We start from the raw sequence: 16,324 nt of genomic DNA on the forward strand, positions 1-16,324 counted from the left end.
CTCGTCGCGTTACAGCCAGATACGGCCATCGGAGTAATTCAAAAAAGGAGAGCTGTCGGCCGCCAGCCAGATCGGGCCATCTAAATCGACGTGCTCTGCGTGCACCGCCACGGGCAATGCCGCTTCCATCGCCAGGGATGAACCCAGCATGCAGCCGACCATGATGCGCATGTTCTGCTTGTGCGCTTCATCGACCATCGCCAGCGCTTCCGTCAGACCTCCGCACTTATCCAGCTTGATGTTGATCATCTCGTAGCGATGACGCAGGCTGGCAATGTCCTCTCGCGTGTGGCAACTCTCGTCCGCGCAGACGGGAACAGGATGACGAAAGCGTTGCAGGTCATGATCCTGACCTGCGGGAAGCGGTTGCTCGACCATCGCGATGTTAAAGGCCTGAAGCGCCACCAGCAGGCTTTCCAGATCCATTCCCGACCAGGCTTCATTGGCATCGATAATGAGCGTCGCACGCGGGGCCGCCGCGCGAATCGCCGCCACTTTTTCCAGAACCGCATCGCGGTCAAGCTTGATTTTGAGCAGGATGGCACCCCGCGAGACGGCATCCGCCGCCGCCAGCGCCATGTTTTCCAGCGTATCGAGGCTGAGGGTTTCCGCCGTGACGACCGAGCGTGGCGGCGGGCATGCACTTTGTTGCCAGAGCGTTTGACTGGCCCGTGCGGCGTCAAGTCGCCACAGTGCGCAGTCCAGCACATTGCGCGCGGAGCCAGCAGGCAAACGGTGTTGCAGATCATCGCGGCTCAGGCCTGCTTCCACGTCAGCACGTACCGCCTCAAGCTGGGCCTGAACGCTGTCTGGCGTTTCATCGTAGCGCGCCGTTGGTGTACATTCGCCCTGCCCAATAAAGCCGTTTTGCTCAAGCGTGACGCGGATAACCGTCACGGCGGTACGCACACCGCGCGAGATAGCAAACGGTCGCGCCAGCGGCAGTTCCACCACGTTGATCTGCACCTGTCTCATCTCAGCCCCGCTCCTGAAGCAGCGCGGCGATGTCATCGATACCAAAACGCACCGGATCGGTTGCCGGTAAACCGAATTCGGCACGGATTTCAGCACAATAGGCGCGCGCGTCTTCTTCCGTGTAGTTTGAGGTGTTAATCGCAAAGCCAGCCAGTTGAACGGACTCACTGGTCACCTGGGCGGCGCGCAGATTGGCTTCCACGCAGTCTTTCAGGCTGACCATCGGTTGATGCGGCAAATGGCGCATATGCGGACGGCCCATTTCATGGCACATCACCAGCCAGTGCGGTTGCGCACCGTGCATAAGCCCCATACTGACGCCCGCGTAAGAGGGATGGAACAACGATCCCTGCCCTTCCACGATATCCCAGTGATCATCATCGTTGGCAGGAGACAGGGCTTCCGCCGCACCGGCAATAAAGTCCGCGATTACCGCATCCACAGCAATGCCTTCCCCTGCAACCAGAATCCCGGTCTGTCCCGTGGCACGAAAATCCGCTTTCATTCCGCGCGCACGCATTGCCGCTTCCAGCGCCAGTGAGGTGTACATCTTGCCCACTGAGCAGTCGGTCCCCACCGTGAGTATCCGCTTGCCTGAACGCTTCTTACCGCTACCGACACTCAACTTCGGACGCATATGACGTAAATCGAAAAGCGCAACACCAAACGTCTCTGCCAGCGTGACCAGCTCGGGCTCATCCACCAGACGATGATGTAATCCACTGGCCACGTTCATGCCGGCTTTAATGGCACTTTTCACCGTATCCAGCCAGTGTTCGGGCAGATACCCCCCTGCGTTGGCGGTGCCCAGCACCAGCGTTTTCGCGCCGCGCGCTTTGGCGCTGGCGATATCAAGTTCATCCAGCCCCAGGCTGACCGTACAGCCCGGCAGTTTAATTTCGCCAACGCACTGTTCCGGTCGCCAGATATGAATACCGCGCGCCGTTTTTGCCGCGAGGGGATCGGTAACATCGCCAAGAAAAAGTAAATAGGGTTGTGGGATTAGCATGAGAGTTCTCGTTTCAGACAAAGGTAAGGTTCTGAAACCACTATTTCATGCGTGTTGAAAGGTGACGAATGCTTGTTTGGTGGCGGGGTATAACGGCAGGCTATAGTCAGATAAAAAAGTAATGGCAACCGCGTTATTTCAACGAATCCGGGTGAAATCGGCCCCGGTGCCGGGACGAGTCATAGGAAAAGGATAATATCCGCTGGGGAATCCATGGAGAGATATCGTTTAATGTCAGTCAACGGGAAGCAAGGCCGTTTACTTCGACGCTGTCTTTCATAATGCCCCGGCGTGGTATCGGGTGCCACGGATAACACGCTTTGGGCGTGGTGAGGATGTTATCTTTCCTCTCAAAACGCTGTGACTGACAACCGAGAGGAAACGCGGTAATTACAGCTTTCCGGTCAGATACTGTGCTTCACCATCCGCAAAGCTCCAGTCACCCGGCGCATTGGTAATAAAGCTGATCATCAGATCTTTCCCATCCACCCCACAGTGTTCTGCCAGCTCCCGTGCCAGTTCCGCCATGAAACGCGTTTTTTGCTCTTCACTTCTCGGGCTGGTAAACACCCGGACCATCACCAGACGGTCGCTGCGTTCAAACCCCAGCCCGGTATCCTGGAACACCATCTGATAATTTTTATTTTCGTGAACAATCTGATAACGGTCACGTTCGGGAACGTTAAACGCGGTGAGCACAGCCCGATGTGCAGCGTCCAGCATTGTTCTGATTTCCGTAGCAGAACGTCCCTCAATGATGTCGAATGTCAGCAATGGCATAAATAAACCCTCGGTTGGTCTGAATCGTAAGTGTATGATGTCGCGCTATGTTGACGACTACTGTTGAAAAGAAAAAGAGACAGGGCTGAAATGATTATTCGCTATTTTGAACAATCCCGATGAAAGCATTCCGAACGGATGAACTGTGGGTGCATTTGTACTGGCTGACGGTACTCGCTGAATCGGGAAATTTTACCCGCGCGGCTGATCGGCTGGAGGTCAGCAAGGCAGCCATGAGTCAGAAAATCAAAGAGCTGGAGAATATGGCCGGCACAGCACTGGTGCAGCGCACTACCCGCAGCGTCCGTCTGACCTCGGCGGGCGAAAAACTGGTGGATAACTTACGCGATCCTTTTGCGCAAATTGAGCAATCCTTTTTACGCATTCGTGATGAAACCGGCCCGGTGAGAGGCCTGGTGCGTGTCAGTGCGCCGGTAGCCTTTGCGCGCCAGCAGCTCGTCCCGGTCATTGGCGATTTTGTCCGGGAGTACCCGCAGGTCACTATTCAACTGGATGTCAACGACCGTCTGGTATCACTGACTCGTGAAGGTTTTGATTTGGCCATCCGTCACAGCCAGACACTTCCGGAAACCCACATTGCGCTGAAGTTGTGTGACACGCATGCGGTTCTGGTTGCCTCCCCCGCTTACCTGGCGCAATACGGCACCCCGCAAAAGCCCGACGACCTGGAGCGGCATAACTGTCTGTACTATCTGCGCGGACAGGAACCGCCGCGATGGCATTTCCATAAAGTAACGGGCGGAGAGGAAACCGTAATGGTGAAAGGACAGGGAAACTTTGCGACTAATAACAGCGAATCCGTCCGCGATGCGGCATTACAGGGACTCGGTATCGCCCTGCTTCCTGATTTTAGTGCGCGAGCCGCGCTGGCTGCAGGGACACTAACGCAGGTTCTGCCCGCATGGCGAACGGTAGACGCATTTGCCGAAAGCTTATGGGTAGTACGTCCGCATACTGCGCAGGTTCCTAAGGCTGTGACCACGTTTATTCGGTGGCTGCGGGCGAGGTTTGCGGAGTAGAGTTTAGTAGAATGGTGGTGGTGATTATGTGCGGATGGGCTGCATTGTGTCAGGAGCGGACGTTGCACACTTCTGCTTATGTAGCCAAAATCGGTATGTTTTTAATCTTTATAGTATTTAAATCAATAGGTAAGATAAATGAAGATTGATTGGAGTTTCATTTAGTTACATAGACTCAACGTTCAAGTGGTAATGGACTCAGAAATTATCACTGCCAGAGTTCATGTTAAAATTCAGGAAAGGGAATATCAGATGCCATCAGTATACACGCTCAATGAGATGTTTGGGTTGCTTGTATTTTCAAGAAAATATCCATTTCTTCACAATGATCTGGACTGCATGATCATTGCATGGGCTGAAGATCAAATTATCGAAGGAAATGATTCAGAGACTCTTTTAATCCTCGCTTCACTGGGGCTTGATAATCAATCTGTACGGGCCGAGGTTGAATTATATATGTCACGGTACATGGCAGAGCAGCAGATAAGCCTGCCACCGCTAAAAACAGCAGCATTGGTCTGGATCAAGCTATTTATGAGTCAACTTTCCCAATCCGCGTCCATCCATGATGCAGAGCAGAAAATGTATTTTCTGGTGTGTCATTGGCTTGAACCTAATGTAAAGATTTTCACTGCAGTGGTCGATACCTTGAAATCGCTTTACTGGCATCTCTTTGATGAATGGGAGGGGCCTGGCACAAGCGAAGCCGCAAGGATGGAGGAGTCAGAATTCTTTGAGTTGATTAATCGCGCAATGTTGCCCTATTCACGTAAAATTGAAAACCCAGATTGGTTGGATCTGCTTGTTCGGTAATTTTTTTCAGTATCCTCAAAGGTGTGACCTTAACCCAGTTAATTGAAACATCGTAATGTTAGTAATGCCTTAACCCGTAGTGAGAACGATTGAGAACTTCCGCTTCTCGCTCAAAGCAGACGTTCATTTTTTAACAGCCATCACGTATCTTCTCATTCCCGAGCTGCCTGCTACCCAACACCTCTGCCCCTCACCTGCCAGCGCACTAACCCGCCGGCATCGCCCATTCCCCCCGATCACGTAACGGCTTTATCTATTACTTTTCGTAAAGCGGATCACAAATCAGCGCGCCAGATGACTCACTGCACAATTTCATATTGAATATCAATTTTCCAGGTGCCAGGATTAACCGGCATCACGCTTGTTACCGATTATCGGGCAAAACCTGAATGCAGGCTGAGGGATAATCCCTTCAACGCTGTATTTATGTTTTGCCCGATTGTGTTTCAGGAGTGAGCGATGCTGGTCAGACAAATACTGAATAATAATGTGGTCAGTGCCGTAGATGATAACGGCCTTGAAGTGATTTTAACCGGTCGGGGGCTGGGATTTAATACACGCAACGGGGCCCGTATTCATCTGCACGAAGCAGAAAAGATATTTCGGCTGCAAGATTCAGGCATCTCTGCACGCTTTAAAGATCTGGTCAGTGAAATTCCCATCGATATTCTCCAGTTGACCGCTGATATCGTCAGCCTGGCGCATGAAACGCTGAAGCATAAACTAAGCGAAGGGCTGTATGTCACGCTGGCCGATCACCTCTACTTTGCGCTGGAACGTCATAAAAATAACGCGCTGCTCGCCAACCCACTGGAATGGGAAGTCCGTCATTTTTACACCGCAGAATATGCGATTGGCCGCCAGGCACTGGGCATGGTAGTGGCCCGCACCGGCACCGTGCTACCAGACAGCGAAGCCTGCAGTATTGCGCTGCATATCGTAAATGCCGGGCTCAATGATAACTTAGGCAAAACCACTAAAATCACCCAACTCCTCTGTCAGTTACAACAAATCGTAAAATACTTTTTTACGCTGACCCGCGATGAACACAGTCTGAATTACCAGCGCTTCATTACCCATTTAAAATTCTTTGCGCAGCGGGTCATTGATGGCGAAGTATTAAATAACGACGACGAGGAATTATTCACGCTGGCACAACAGCGATATGCCCGAACGTTTGAGTGCGTAGAAGCCATCAGCACCTTCGTAAAAAAACATTATCACCACAGTATGAGTCACTCAGAAAAACTCTATCTAACGGTACACATTGAAAACATCGTGCAGCGCAGTGCGCATGATGTTGACACCCCATAATGCATTACTGAACTGCTTTACCGGCTTGTGACTGTTTAATCAGGCAAACCCCAGAAAATATGCCACCCGGTTTATGCCGGTCATTGTGGATGACGTCATATCGACTTCAGTCTGGAGGGATTTATGAATTATCAGGACACCGCACAGCAAATTATTCCCCTGATAGGCGGAAAAGATAACGTACAGTCTTTATTTCACTGCATTACCCGCCTGCGTTTTTTACTAAGAGATAACAGTAAAGCCGACCGTCACGCGCTTGAAGCACTGGATGGCGTGATCGGGGTTAATATTTCTGGCGACCAGTTTCAACTCATCATCGGTAATGATGTCAAACCACTGTGCGATGCGCTGCTCAGTCAGCTTCCGCTTCAGGAAGCTTCTGTCCGCCCTGCTTCGCGCTGTAACCCTGTTTCCGCAGTGCTTGAAGGATTGTCCGGCATCTTCTCACCGATTATTCCGGCCATAGCGGGTGCAGGGATTCTCAAGGGCATTCTGGCGCTAATGGTGGCGTTTCACTGGCTGGAGACACAAAACCAGAGCTACCAGATCCTGCTGGCGATCAGTGATGGCGTGTTCTATTTTTTGCCGCTGGCGCTGGCGTTCAGTGCGGCAAAACGCTTTGGTGCCAATCCTTATGTCGCTGTTGCGCTGGCGGCATCACTCTTTCACCCTGCCCTGCAAACCCTCTTTACCGCAGGTGAGCCGATACGTTTTCTGGGTTTACCCGTTCCCACGGTGAACTATGCTTCGACAGTCATTCCGGTCCTGCTATCAATCTGGCTGTTGAGTTACGTGGAGCGCCTGATTGACCGCGTTATCCCTGCCGCCCTCAAAACCATGTTTGTTCCGCTTTTAAGCCTGCTTATCGTCACGCCGGTGACGCTGATCGCTATCGGGCCATTAGGGATTTTTGCCGGTAACGCGCTGACCGGGGGCATTATCTGGCTGGTCGAAAACATGGGCATTATCGCGGGCGTGGTGGTCGGCGGGACGTTGTCGCTGATTATTATTACCGGCATGCACTATGTGCTGGTGCCGGTCATGATCCATAACATCAGCCATCTGGGATTCGACCCGTTTAAAATTCTTTTCTATGTGGCCAACCTTGGTCAGGCCGGTGCGGCGTTTGGCGTCTTTCTGCGGGCCCGGGATAAAAAGCTTAAATCGCTGGCGCTTACCACCAGCTTCAGTGCTGCCATGGGCATCACCGAGCCTGCGATGTACGGCATCAACATTCGCTACAAACGTCCCTTTGCCGCCGCTCTGCTTGGCGGTGCCTGTGGTGGCGCGTTTGCGATGGCGATGGGCGTAAAAACCTATGCGTTTGCACTCAGCGGCCTGCCCGGCATTCCCGCCCTGGTTGGTCCCACCTTCTTATCAGCACTGCTGAGTCTGGTCATTGCCTTTTCCAGTGCGGCCCTGCTGACCGTCATACTGGGTTTTAAGGAAGCGCCCCGGAAGAACGTGGACAATACAGCCTCCTCACACTGTCATCATACGCAGGACCACGTAAGGCTTTTTGCGCCGGTCAGCGGTGAGATCACTCCGTTAAGCGCCTTAGCCGATCCGGTTTTTGCCGATGAAATTTTTGGCAAAGGGCTGGCGATTTATCCGACCGGCGGCAAGTTGCGCTCCCCCATTGATGGCCGCGTCGAGTCGCTCTTTGAAACCCACCACGCGCTGGGGCTGAAAAGTGACACTGGCGCGGAAATCCTGATCCACATTGGCATCGATACCGTGAAACTCGGCGGCCGCCATTTCACCAGCCATATTCAGCCGGGCCAGTTTATCCGCACCGGCGATCTGCTGATCACATTCGATCTGAACGCGCTTGAGGCCGAAGGCATCGATCCGAGCGTGATTGTAATCGTGACCAACTGCGAACGCTATGGCGAGGTTCGCCCGGTAAAAGCCGGGGGACATATCGCCTGCCGTGACGCTTTTCTGACACTCACCGCTGCGGCGGTTTAAGGAGCAAAGCATGACGTATTCACCCTCTTTTCCCGAAGATTTTCTGTGGGGCGGTGCCACGGCCGCGAATCAGCTTGAGGGCGCCTGGCATGTCGGCGGTAAAGGGCTGTCCGTATCGGATGTGTACACCTTTGACGCATCCACACCACAAGACCAGTGGCTGGATCAGTGGTTAAGCATGACCCATGCGCAGGTAGCGGAAGCACAGAATCCGGAGAGCAAAAAATATTATCCCAAACGTAAAGGCAACGGGTTTTACACCCGCTTTAAAGAGGATATCGCGCTGTTCGCCGGGATGGGATTCAGGTGCTTCAGGATGTCGATTGCCTGGACGCGCATCTTTCCACGCGGCGATGAAGCAGAACCCAACGAGGCGGGCCTGCAGTTTTATGATGCAGTGCTGGATGCTCTGCTCGCTCACGGGATCGAACCGATTGTGTCATTGTCACATTATGAAATGCCGCTTGCGCTGGTGACGGATTACGGCGGCTGGCCCAATCGCCAACTGGTAGATTTCTATGTGCGTTTTGCCACCACAGTTTTCATGCGCTATCGCAAGAAAGTGAAATACTGGATGACGTTCAACGAGATCAACTGTGTTAAGCATCACCCTTACGTGAGCATTGGCGTAATTGAAGAAGGTCACCCGCATATTGAACAGGATAAATACCAGGGTGCCCATCATCAGTTTGTCGCCAGCGCGCTGGCGACAAAGGCTTGCCACGCCATTATTCCCGGGGCGCAGGTGGGCTGTATGATCAGCTATCAAATCCTGTATCCGCACACCTGCCATCCGGATGATGTGCAGGCGTGCGAAGAGATGCAGCGCGTGTCGTTGTTTTTTAGCGATGTGCAGGCACGCGGCTACTATCCGGCTTATGCAGAAAGAATGCTGGCGGAAAAAGGCGTACAGCTGATTAAAGCCGTGGGCGACGATGAAATCCTGCGGCAACATCCGGTGGACTTTGTTTCCTTTAGCTATTACATGTCCAGTACGGTCAGCGCCCATCCTGAAAAACTCACCGGCGCGCAGGGCAACCTGATCACCGGCGGCATCAGAAATCCGCACCTGGAAACCAGTGAATGGGGCTGGCAAATCGATCCCAAAGGCCTGCGCCTGGCACTGAATCAGCTGTATGATCGCTATCAAAAGCCGCTCTTTATTGCCGAAAACGGCCTGGGCGCAGTGGATACCGTCAAGGCCGATGGCAGTATTGATGACGATTACCGCATTGACTACCTGCGCCAGCACGTCGTGCAAATGAAAGAGGCCATTGCAGATGGCGTTCCCCTGTTTGGCTACACCTGGTGGGGACCGATTGACGTGGTGAGCGCAGGTACGGCGCAGATGTCTAAACGTTATGGGTTTATCTACGTGGATCAGGACGATATGGGCAATGGCACGCAGAAACGTACCTTAAAAAAGAGCTATCACTGGTATAAAAAACTGATAGCCTCTAATGGCGAAGACACAGGTCATTAAGCCGGTTGAACGCCATTGCTGTGACCTGCTGGCAGTCGCTGTCAGCAGGTCATTTTGATCTCAGCCGCTACCATGCATATCTGGCAGAAACACGTTGCTGTCACATCAACCTGAAGAGAGGGTTAAGTTGAACACGCTGCATCTCGTCGATCCCGAGCTACGTCCCCTGCTCGCTAACAGCGCGCCGCTGGAACTCACGCCTGACTCAATCATTACGCTACGCCAGCAGCGCCAGGATGCTGCGCTTAAGCAGGTCCAGTCGTACCGCGACCAGGGGCTGAACATTGATGAACACCTGATCGCGTTTCCCGGCCATCCGTCGGTCAGAGTCTGTGTGATCACGCCCGTTGCGGCCGCCGGTAAACGCATGGGCATATTACATCTTCATGGCGGCGGTCATCTGTTTGGCAGCCCGGAGCAGTCCCTGTCGCTGACCAGCGCGACGGCACGGCGACATAACTGTGTGGTGGTCTCGGTGGACTATCGGCTGTCACCGGAAACCGTATTTCCGGGATCGCTGGAAGACAGCTATCAGGTGCTGAACTGGATGGTGAATGAAGCCGCGATGCTGGGCATCGATCCGGCACGTATCGGTGTTATGGGCGACAGCGCCGGTGCCGGGCTGGCGGCCTCACTGGCGCTGTTCACCCGCGATCGGAATGGCCCCACGCTGGCCTTTCAGAATCTGATGTTCCCGATGCTGGATGACCGCACGGTCACCGAAACCCACCCCAATCCCGTGACCGGCGAGTTTGTCTGGACGCGGGAATACAACCGCATCGGCTGGTCGGCGCTGCTGGGCGAAGCGCCCGGTGGCGAAGCCGTTTCGCCTTATGCGGCCCCCGCTCGCGCCACAGACCTGCGCGGACTTCCCCCGGCCTGGATTGGCGTGGGCACGCTGGACCTGTTTCTGGATGAGAACCTCGACTATGCACAGCGGTTAATCCGCGCCGGGGTTGCCGTGGAGTTGCACGTCTGGCCGGGCGCATTTCATGGTTTCCACGGCAGTGAGACGGCGGCAGTATCGTTGCAGGCCCGGGAACTGCGCCAAATCTGGCTGTCGCGCTTTGCGCCCTGATACTCAGCCAGGCCAGGGTTAACGTCCATCCAGGGCTCACGGAGTGAAGTGATGCAAATGCTGCACATTGTGCCTCGCCTGATGACAGCGGTGCGGGCGGGCAACAAACGCCATACGATACGCTGGCAGGAACAGGCCATTACGCCCGGTCCGCTGCGTTATATCAACCACGAAGATCCTGCTGACAGCGTCATTGTGACTGTTGAACGGGTTGTCATGATGCCGCTGTCATCCGTCGCGCAGCATCTGGGCAAAGATGAGGAATGGCCCGATGCGGAACTGCTGGCAGGCATGCAGGAGCACTATCCCGCTATTCAGCTCGATTCTCAGGTGGCAGTGATACATCACTCCGCCCCCTGTGAGACGGAGACAGGACGCTATCAGACACTGCTGGCCGCGTTGACGGCGCTGGAATGCAGTCTGCATCAGGAAAAACGTTACGATGCAGCCTGGCTGGCGCAGCGACTGCATCCTGAATTTCAGGAAATTACCCGCTCGGGCGTGCGGGTGAATCGCGCGCAGACGATTGCGGTACAAGCTGAAGCGCATGCGCCGGCAATCGTCAGCCGCGATTTTCAGCTGATACAGACAGGAACACATCACGCCCTGTTGCTTTACCGTACCGCAAGACCCGATGGCCGCCATGCCGCATGGCGGTCGTTCCATTGGGTGTACCACGCAACGCAAGGCTGGCAGATGATTTTTCATCAGGCCAGCCCCGCAGCAGAACCGGATTTTTAGTGCGGATACCGGCGCATCCTGAAGACGGATGCGCCCGCCTGGCTATTTCACTACCGGGTTTTTCTGCAACGACAGCGCATCCATAAACGCATCGTCCAGTTGCAGGTGTTGTTTCACCAGGTCGCGTGGCGTACCGGCCAGCCATTGATTCAGTGAAATGTCAGCGTAATAATCGCTTTTGAACAGCTCCAGGAACCGCAGCGGCCCCTTGCCGGTGTTTTCCACATAGTGCCCCATGGCGAACGGCACATAGCCGACATCTCCGGCCCGGTAATCAAAGGTTCTGGCCTGGCCGGATGAACCAAACACGCCCATGCGTCCTTCGCCTTCCAGATAGTATTGCCACTCATCGTTGTTTGGATGCCAGTGCAGCTCACGCAAGCCACCGGGTTCGATCTCGACCAGTGCCGCCGCAATGGTTTTGGAGACCTTAAAGGTGGAAGAGTCGGTGATGCGGACCGTGCCGCCTGGCGCTTTGATCGGGTCCTGCGCCAGCATACGGTGAGTAAAGGTGCGCTTGGCTTTGGTTGCCCCTTGTACTTGCACCGATGACAGGCTGCCGGGCACCGGTGCGGCAAAGATATATTCGTCCTGCGGTGACGGTAGTTTCGCAAAGGTTGAGACAGGAACCTTAAAGTTTTTCGCCAGGATCTCGGGCGGAATATGTTTAAACCAGTCAGACAGCAGGAAGGTGCTGTCTTCATCGAATCCACCGTTGTCAAAGGCCAGCAGGAACTCACAGCCGTCCGGCCCCAGGCCCTGAATAGAGTGCGGAATGCCCGGCGGGAAATACCACAAATCACCCACGCCAATATCGTCCACGAACCAGGTGCCGTCGGTATCAAACGCCGTGACGCGGGCGTTGCCATAGGTCATGTAGGCCCATTCGCCCTCTTTATGCCAGTGCAGCTCACGAATGCCCCCGGCATTGAGGCGCATATCCACGCCCGCAATCGTGGTGGAGACGCCGAGCTCACGTTGAGTGACCTGGCGGGTCCATCCACCGCTGCTTTTACGAACGTGCGCGTCACTGAAGGAAAAGCGCAGATTCGGTAACGTGCCGCTGTCCGTCGCCGGTGGATTCACGATATCCGGGTTTTCGGCTTCGCGGATCGGATCGTGCGGGCCGGGATCGCGGCCCCCGCCGGAAAAAGACTGGATGCTGTCATGCGCGTGCACCTGTCCGGCCGCCAGCGCGACGGTGCCGCCCGCCGCAAAAGCCATAAAACTTCTTCGGGTTAATTTACTCATAAATACACTACCTCGTTCCTTGCTGATAAAGTCGCCGACATGCACTGTCCTAAGGAATGTATAGCGGGGAAAGTTAAATTTTATTTATGTGATATGTAAATTTTGATGACAACCACAAGACAGGTATGGCGCAGAAGTTATCAACGCGTGCGAACTCTTTGCCGCTGGTTTAGGAATGGTTAAGTTTTCTTATTGATACTGCCCCAGAACTGGCACGAAAAGATAATTTTCGCGTCCGGCCTTCGTATCGTTTTTGGTCACACTTTGTTACAGGTGCAGGCCAGTGAGTGCACCGGCGCAGGCGGGTGACTGAGCAGGCATAAGTTGAATTGACTGTATAACGGGCGATCAGGTTATGCGGCCAGCATGACGGTGGTGTCCTGACCGCCTGACCAAGGCGCAGATAAGTCGGACGAGTGCGGCGTCTGGCCGACATAACCTGCGTGACCCGACGTGAACCTCCTGTCAGAACACGCCGTCCCGACGCGGTCTGGCGGCCTGTTGGGGTGCGAGTGAGGAGAAAGGCGCATCAGGTTGTTGCGCACAAGACAGGTAAGCGCTGTGCCGTTCAGGCAGGTTAACGATGATGATGCTCTCTTCCGGTCCGTCGAGCACCTCATCCATCAGGTTCAGATAGTCGTAAGCATTTTGCATAAATCGTCTCTGTTCAGTTATCCATAGTGAAGCAGGTAATCCAGTCAACACAGGCACGAAATGATCACTGCGAAGGATCGATAATAGCCGCTAATCACCCTGTCACAAGCAGATTACGCTTATATGACAACAATCAGAGGAAAATGCGGCGTGCACAGGGCACGCCGCACCAGGTCAGAAGAAGCCAAGTGGCTGAATGCTGTAACTCACCAGCAGGTTTTTAGTCTGCTGATAGTGATCGAGCATCATCTTGTGGGTTTCACGACCAATGCCCGATTTCTTGTACCCGCCAAAGGCGGCATGGGCAGGATAGAGATGGTAACAGTTAGTCCAGACGCGACCGGCTTTGATCGCACGGCCCACCCGATAGGCGCGGTTGATATCCCGCGTCCAGACGCCCGCGCCCAGCCCATAGATAGAATCATTGGCGATGGCGATAGCTTCTGCCTCGTCTTTAAAGGTAGTGATGCCGACGACCGGTCCAAAGATCTCCTCCTGGAAGACGCGCATGCTGTTGTTGCCTTTCAGCAGCGTCGGCTGGATGTAGTAGCCGCTGGCAAGTGCATCGTCGAGCTTTTCAACGCCGCCGCCGGTGAGGATTTCGGCCCCTTCCTGACGGGCAATCTCCAGATACGAGAGTATTTTGTCGAACTGCTGCTGTGACGCCTGAGCACCGACCATGGTCTCCGTATCCAGCGGATCGCCGCGTCTGATGGTTTTGATACGTTTAAGCACCGCCGCCATAAAGGGCTCATAGATGGATTCCTGCACCAGCGCGCGCGACGGGCAGGTACAGACTTCGCCCTGATTCAGGAAGCCCAGCACTACGCCCTCTGCCGCTTTTTCAATGAAGCTCTCTTCGGCCTGCATAATGTCTTCGAAGAAGATGTTGGGTGATTTACCGCCCAGCTCAACGGTGGACGGGATCAGGCTTTTCGCCGCCAGCTCCAGAATGTGTCCGCCCGTCGCCGTCGATCCGGTAAAGGCCACCTTGGCAATACCGGGATGCGAGGCCAGCGCCTCACCGGCTTCTTTTCCGTAGCCGTGAACCACGTTCACCACACCGGGCGGCAGCAGATCTTGAATCAGTTCAACAAACAGCGTGATCGACAGCGGCGTTTGTTCTGCCGGTTTAAGCACCACGCAGTTGCCCGCACCCAGTGCCGGTGCCAGCTTCCAGGCCGCCATCAACAGCGGGAAGTTCCACGGAATAATCTGCGCCACCACGCCCAGTGGCTCGTGGAAGTGATAGGCGGCGGTAAACTCGTCGATTTCAGCTGCGCTGCCCTCCTGCGCCCTGACGCAACCGGCGAAATAACGGAAATGATCCACCGCCAGCGGCATATCTGCAGCCAGCGTTTCCCGCACCGGCTTACCGTTATCCCATGTTTCATTGACCGCCATGTATTCCAGATTTTCTTCCAGGCGGTCAGCAATTTTTAACAGTACCAGCGCACGTTGCTGAGGTGAGGTTTTGCCCCATGCGTCAGCGGCTGCGGCGGCCGCCGCCACGGCCTTATCGACATCGGCCTTGTCCGATCGGGGAAACTCGCCCGCGGCTGAGCCGTTAACGGGGGACGTATTGGTAAAATAGTTACCGTTTACCGGGGCGACGAACTCGCCGTTGATGAAATTGCCGTAGTGCTTCTGCAAAGTGATGAGAGAACCCTGTTCTCCTGGAGCGGCATAACGCATGCTGGATCTCCTTACGCTGTGTGATGTGAAACAACTATGAAACTTGTTGTTAACATATTCGATCAGCGCCAGCCTGACAGGTTTGTTGTCCCTAAACTGTGACCGCGGCGAAGGAAATACCCGCCAGAGCTACTACAGATAATTCCGACTTTTTACCGCTTCGTCTGTTAACTGGAAACTTTCGGCGCGAATGAGGTCAATATGAGGATATGTTCACTCTGGAGGTAGGTCAGCATGTTGGCTTCGGCTTTCACGTTAATGCGCGCAAAAGCAGATTTCGTCCACCAGTTCATCCGCAATCCGCGCAAGATGGGCAGCATCACCCCGTCTTCCGAAGCGCTGTGTCGCACCATGGTGGAAGCGGTCGACTGGCGTCATCAATTCCGGATCGCTGAGTTAGGCGCAGGCGATGGTGTGCTGACGCGTCGCCTGCTGGCAAAGATGGCACCTGAGGCCACACTGGACGTATTTGAAATCAGCAGCGCGCTGGCACAAAAGCTTAACGCGCTGGATGATGAACGCATGACGGTACGCACCTGTTCGGCGGAGTACCTGAACGGCAGCTATGACGCTATTTTTTCTGGCCTTCCGCTTCTGTCGCTGTCGCCGGAACTGCGCGAGGCGATTTTACAGGCGGTTTTCCACGCGCTGGGCCCCAACGCCGTCTTTGTACAGTTTCAGTACACATCCCTGACCCAGCCCGATTTGTCCCGTTACTTTACCTGGGAACGTCAGCGGGTTTTAAAAAACGTGCCGCCCGCCTGGGTTTACCGCTGCACCCGTCACTATGCGCCCTGAGCGCTGTCGACCGCCGGGCGCGTTTGCAGCCAGAAATGGGTTAAAATGCTGCGTGCCCAGTCCGCCCCCTGCAGTTCGGCGCCATCGCTGTCTACATCGTCGGGCAGACAGGCATCCATAATCTGGCGATCAAATTCGGGATGGAACTGCATGGACAGCGCATTCGGCGAATAGCGCAATACCTGGCAGGGATCTTTTTCTGACTGTGCCAGAATCGTCGACTGCGGCGGCGGTATCACCACCGACTGACGATGAGAAAGCCAGGCCTCGAAGTGTTCCGGCAGGGTCGCAAGCAGGGGATCGTGCTTCGCCGCGGTCGTCGTGTTCAGCGCCAGTAATCCCCGTTCCCAGCCATGAGGGTTGTCCGCGACTTTACCTCCCAGCGCATACGCCATGAGCTGATGGCCGTAGCACACGCCCAGTAGTGGCAACTGCGCGTCCATCCCCGCGCGAACCCAGGCAGCGGTGCGTTCGCTCCACTCCTCATGGTCAGTCACCATTGCCCACGAACCGCTTAATACCGCGCCGGAGATTTCAGTAAACTGTGGCAACGGCTCACCCAGATGCGGACGGACGATAAGGTAATCTTCAGGCTGTAAATTCAGAGCATCAATAAACCAGACCGGCTGTTCACCGATTTTTTCGACCACACTGGCAGGAGGAACATCTAACTGAATCAGGGCAAGCGGCAAGGCAGGTGCATAAGTCATACCGAATCGGAT

The 16,324-nt window shown here is 54.7% G+C and carries 15 protein-coding genes; 8 read left to right on the forward strand and 7 right to left on the reverse strand.

Translation table 11 applies throughout. The features are described 5' to 3' along the window. Positions 1-9: 9 nt before the first annotated feature. The 3 genes from dgcA to C7433_RS03865 form a co-directional block, all read right to left on the reverse strand. Positions 10-975 (reverse strand): N-acetyl-D-Glu racemase DgcA, encoded by a 966-nt coding sequence (gene dgcA / locus C7433_RS03855; protein WP_023328925.1) that lies wholly within the window; start codon positions 973-975, stop codon positions 10-12. A gap of 1 nt (position 976) precedes the next feature. Further along, entirely contained in the window at positions 977-1,984 is a 1,008-nt protein-coding gene (gene dgcN, locus C7433_RS03860) for an N-acetyltransferase DgcN (protein WP_033737483.1), read from the reverse strand. A 390-nt stretch (positions 1,985-2,374) separates the two neighbouring features. Next, positions 2,375-2,764, reverse strand: coding sequence for a tautomerase family protein (locus C7433_RS03865; protein WP_058701352.1), 390 nt, complete (start codon positions 2,762-2,764; stop codon positions 2,375-2,377). A 119-nt stretch (positions 2,765-2,883) separates the two neighbouring features. On the opposite strand from C7433_RS03865, the gene C7433_RS03870 reads away from it, so the two are divergent. The 7 genes from C7433_RS03870 (at position 2,884) to C7433_RS03900 (ending at position 11,204) form a co-directional block, all read left to right on the forward strand. Beyond that, positions 2,884-3,804 (forward strand): LysR family transcriptional regulator, encoded by a 921-nt coding sequence (locus tag C7433_RS03870; RefSeq protein WP_058701353.1) that lies wholly within the window; start codon positions 2,884-2,886, stop codon positions 3,802-3,804. Positions 3,805-4,056: 252 nt separating this feature from the next. Then, entirely contained in the window at positions 4,057-4,617 is a 561-nt protein-coding gene (locus C7433_RS03875; RefSeq protein WP_110267658.1) for a hypothetical protein, read from the forward strand. Between the two features lie 459 nt (positions 4,618-5,076). Next, positions 5,077-5,931 (forward strand): BglG family transcription antiterminator LicT, encoded by an 855-nt coding sequence (gene licT, locus C7433_RS03880; protein ID WP_110267659.1) that lies wholly within the window; start codon positions 5,077-5,079, stop codon positions 5,929-5,931. Between the two features lie 123 nt (positions 5,932-6,054). Continuing rightward, positions 6,055-7,902, forward strand: a complete 1,848-nt coding sequence (locus C7433_RS03885) for a beta-glucoside-specific PTS transporter subunit IIABC (RefSeq protein WP_110267660.1) — start codon at positions 6,055-6,057, stop codon at positions 7,900-7,902. 10 nt (positions 7,903-7,912) lie between these two features. Next, complete coding sequence (locus tag C7433_RS03890) at positions 7,913-9,385, forward strand: glycoside hydrolase family 1 protein (protein WP_110267661.1); 1,473 nt, start codon at positions 7,913-7,915, stop codon at positions 9,383-9,385. Positions 9,386-9,512: 127 nt separating this feature from the next. Continuing rightward, positions 9,513-10,463, forward strand: coding sequence for an alpha/beta hydrolase (locus C7433_RS03895; protein ID WP_110267820.1), 951 nt, complete (start codon positions 9,513-9,515; stop codon positions 10,461-10,463). Positions 10,464-10,514: 51 nt separating this feature from the next. Next, entirely contained in the window at positions 10,515-11,204 is a 690-nt protein-coding gene (locus C7433_RS03900) for an ASCH domain-containing protein (RefSeq protein ID WP_110267662.1), read from the forward strand. 42 nt (positions 11,205-11,246) lie between these two features. On the opposite strand, the gene C7433_RS03905 is transcribed toward C7433_RS03900, so the two are convergent. The 3 genes from C7433_RS03905 to C7433_RS03915 all read right to left on the reverse strand — a co-directional run bounded on the left by C7433_RS03905 (position 11,247) and on the right by C7433_RS03915 (position 14,804). Beyond that, positions 11,247-12,455 (reverse strand): cupin domain-containing protein, encoded by a 1,209-nt coding sequence (locus C7433_RS03905; RefSeq protein ID WP_033737503.1) that lies wholly within the window; start codon positions 12,453-12,455, stop codon positions 11,247-11,249. A 465-nt stretch (positions 12,456-12,920) separates the two neighbouring features. Further along, positions 12,921-13,109: a hypothetical protein gene (locus tag C7433_RS03910; protein ID WP_110267663.1), complete on the reverse strand. Its 189-nt coding sequence runs from the start codon at positions 13,107-13,109 to the stop codon at positions 12,921-12,923. A gap of 174 nt (positions 13,110-13,283) precedes the next feature. After that, entirely contained in the window at positions 13,284-14,804 is a 1,521-nt protein-coding gene (locus C7433_RS03915; protein WP_006119696.1) for an aldehyde dehydrogenase family protein, read from the reverse strand. A gap of 234 nt (positions 14,805-15,038) precedes the next feature. Here C7433_RS03915 and C7433_RS03920 point away from each other — a divergent pair, with 234 nt between their 5' ends. Continuing rightward, positions 15,039-15,602 carry a class I SAM-dependent methyltransferase gene (locus tag C7433_RS03920; RefSeq protein ID WP_110267664.1) on the forward strand — a complete coding sequence of 188 codons (564 nt, stop codon included), beginning with the start codon at positions 15,039-15,041 and terminating at the stop codon, positions 15,600-15,602. Here the strand turns inward: C7433_RS03920 and C7433_RS03925 are convergent. After that, entirely contained in the window at positions 15,590-16,312 is a 723-nt protein-coding gene (locus C7433_RS03925; protein WP_033737507.1) for a glutamine amidotransferase, read from the reverse strand. The genes C7433_RS03920 and C7433_RS03925 overlap by 13 nt on opposite strands. Between the last annotated feature and the right edge of the window lie 12 nt (positions 16,313-16,324).

It is taken from the genome of Pantoea sp. PNA 03-3, from assembly GCF_003201175.1.
GTDB lineage: Bacteria > Pseudomonadota > Gammaproteobacteria > Enterobacterales > Enterobacteriaceae > Pantoea > Pantoea stewartii.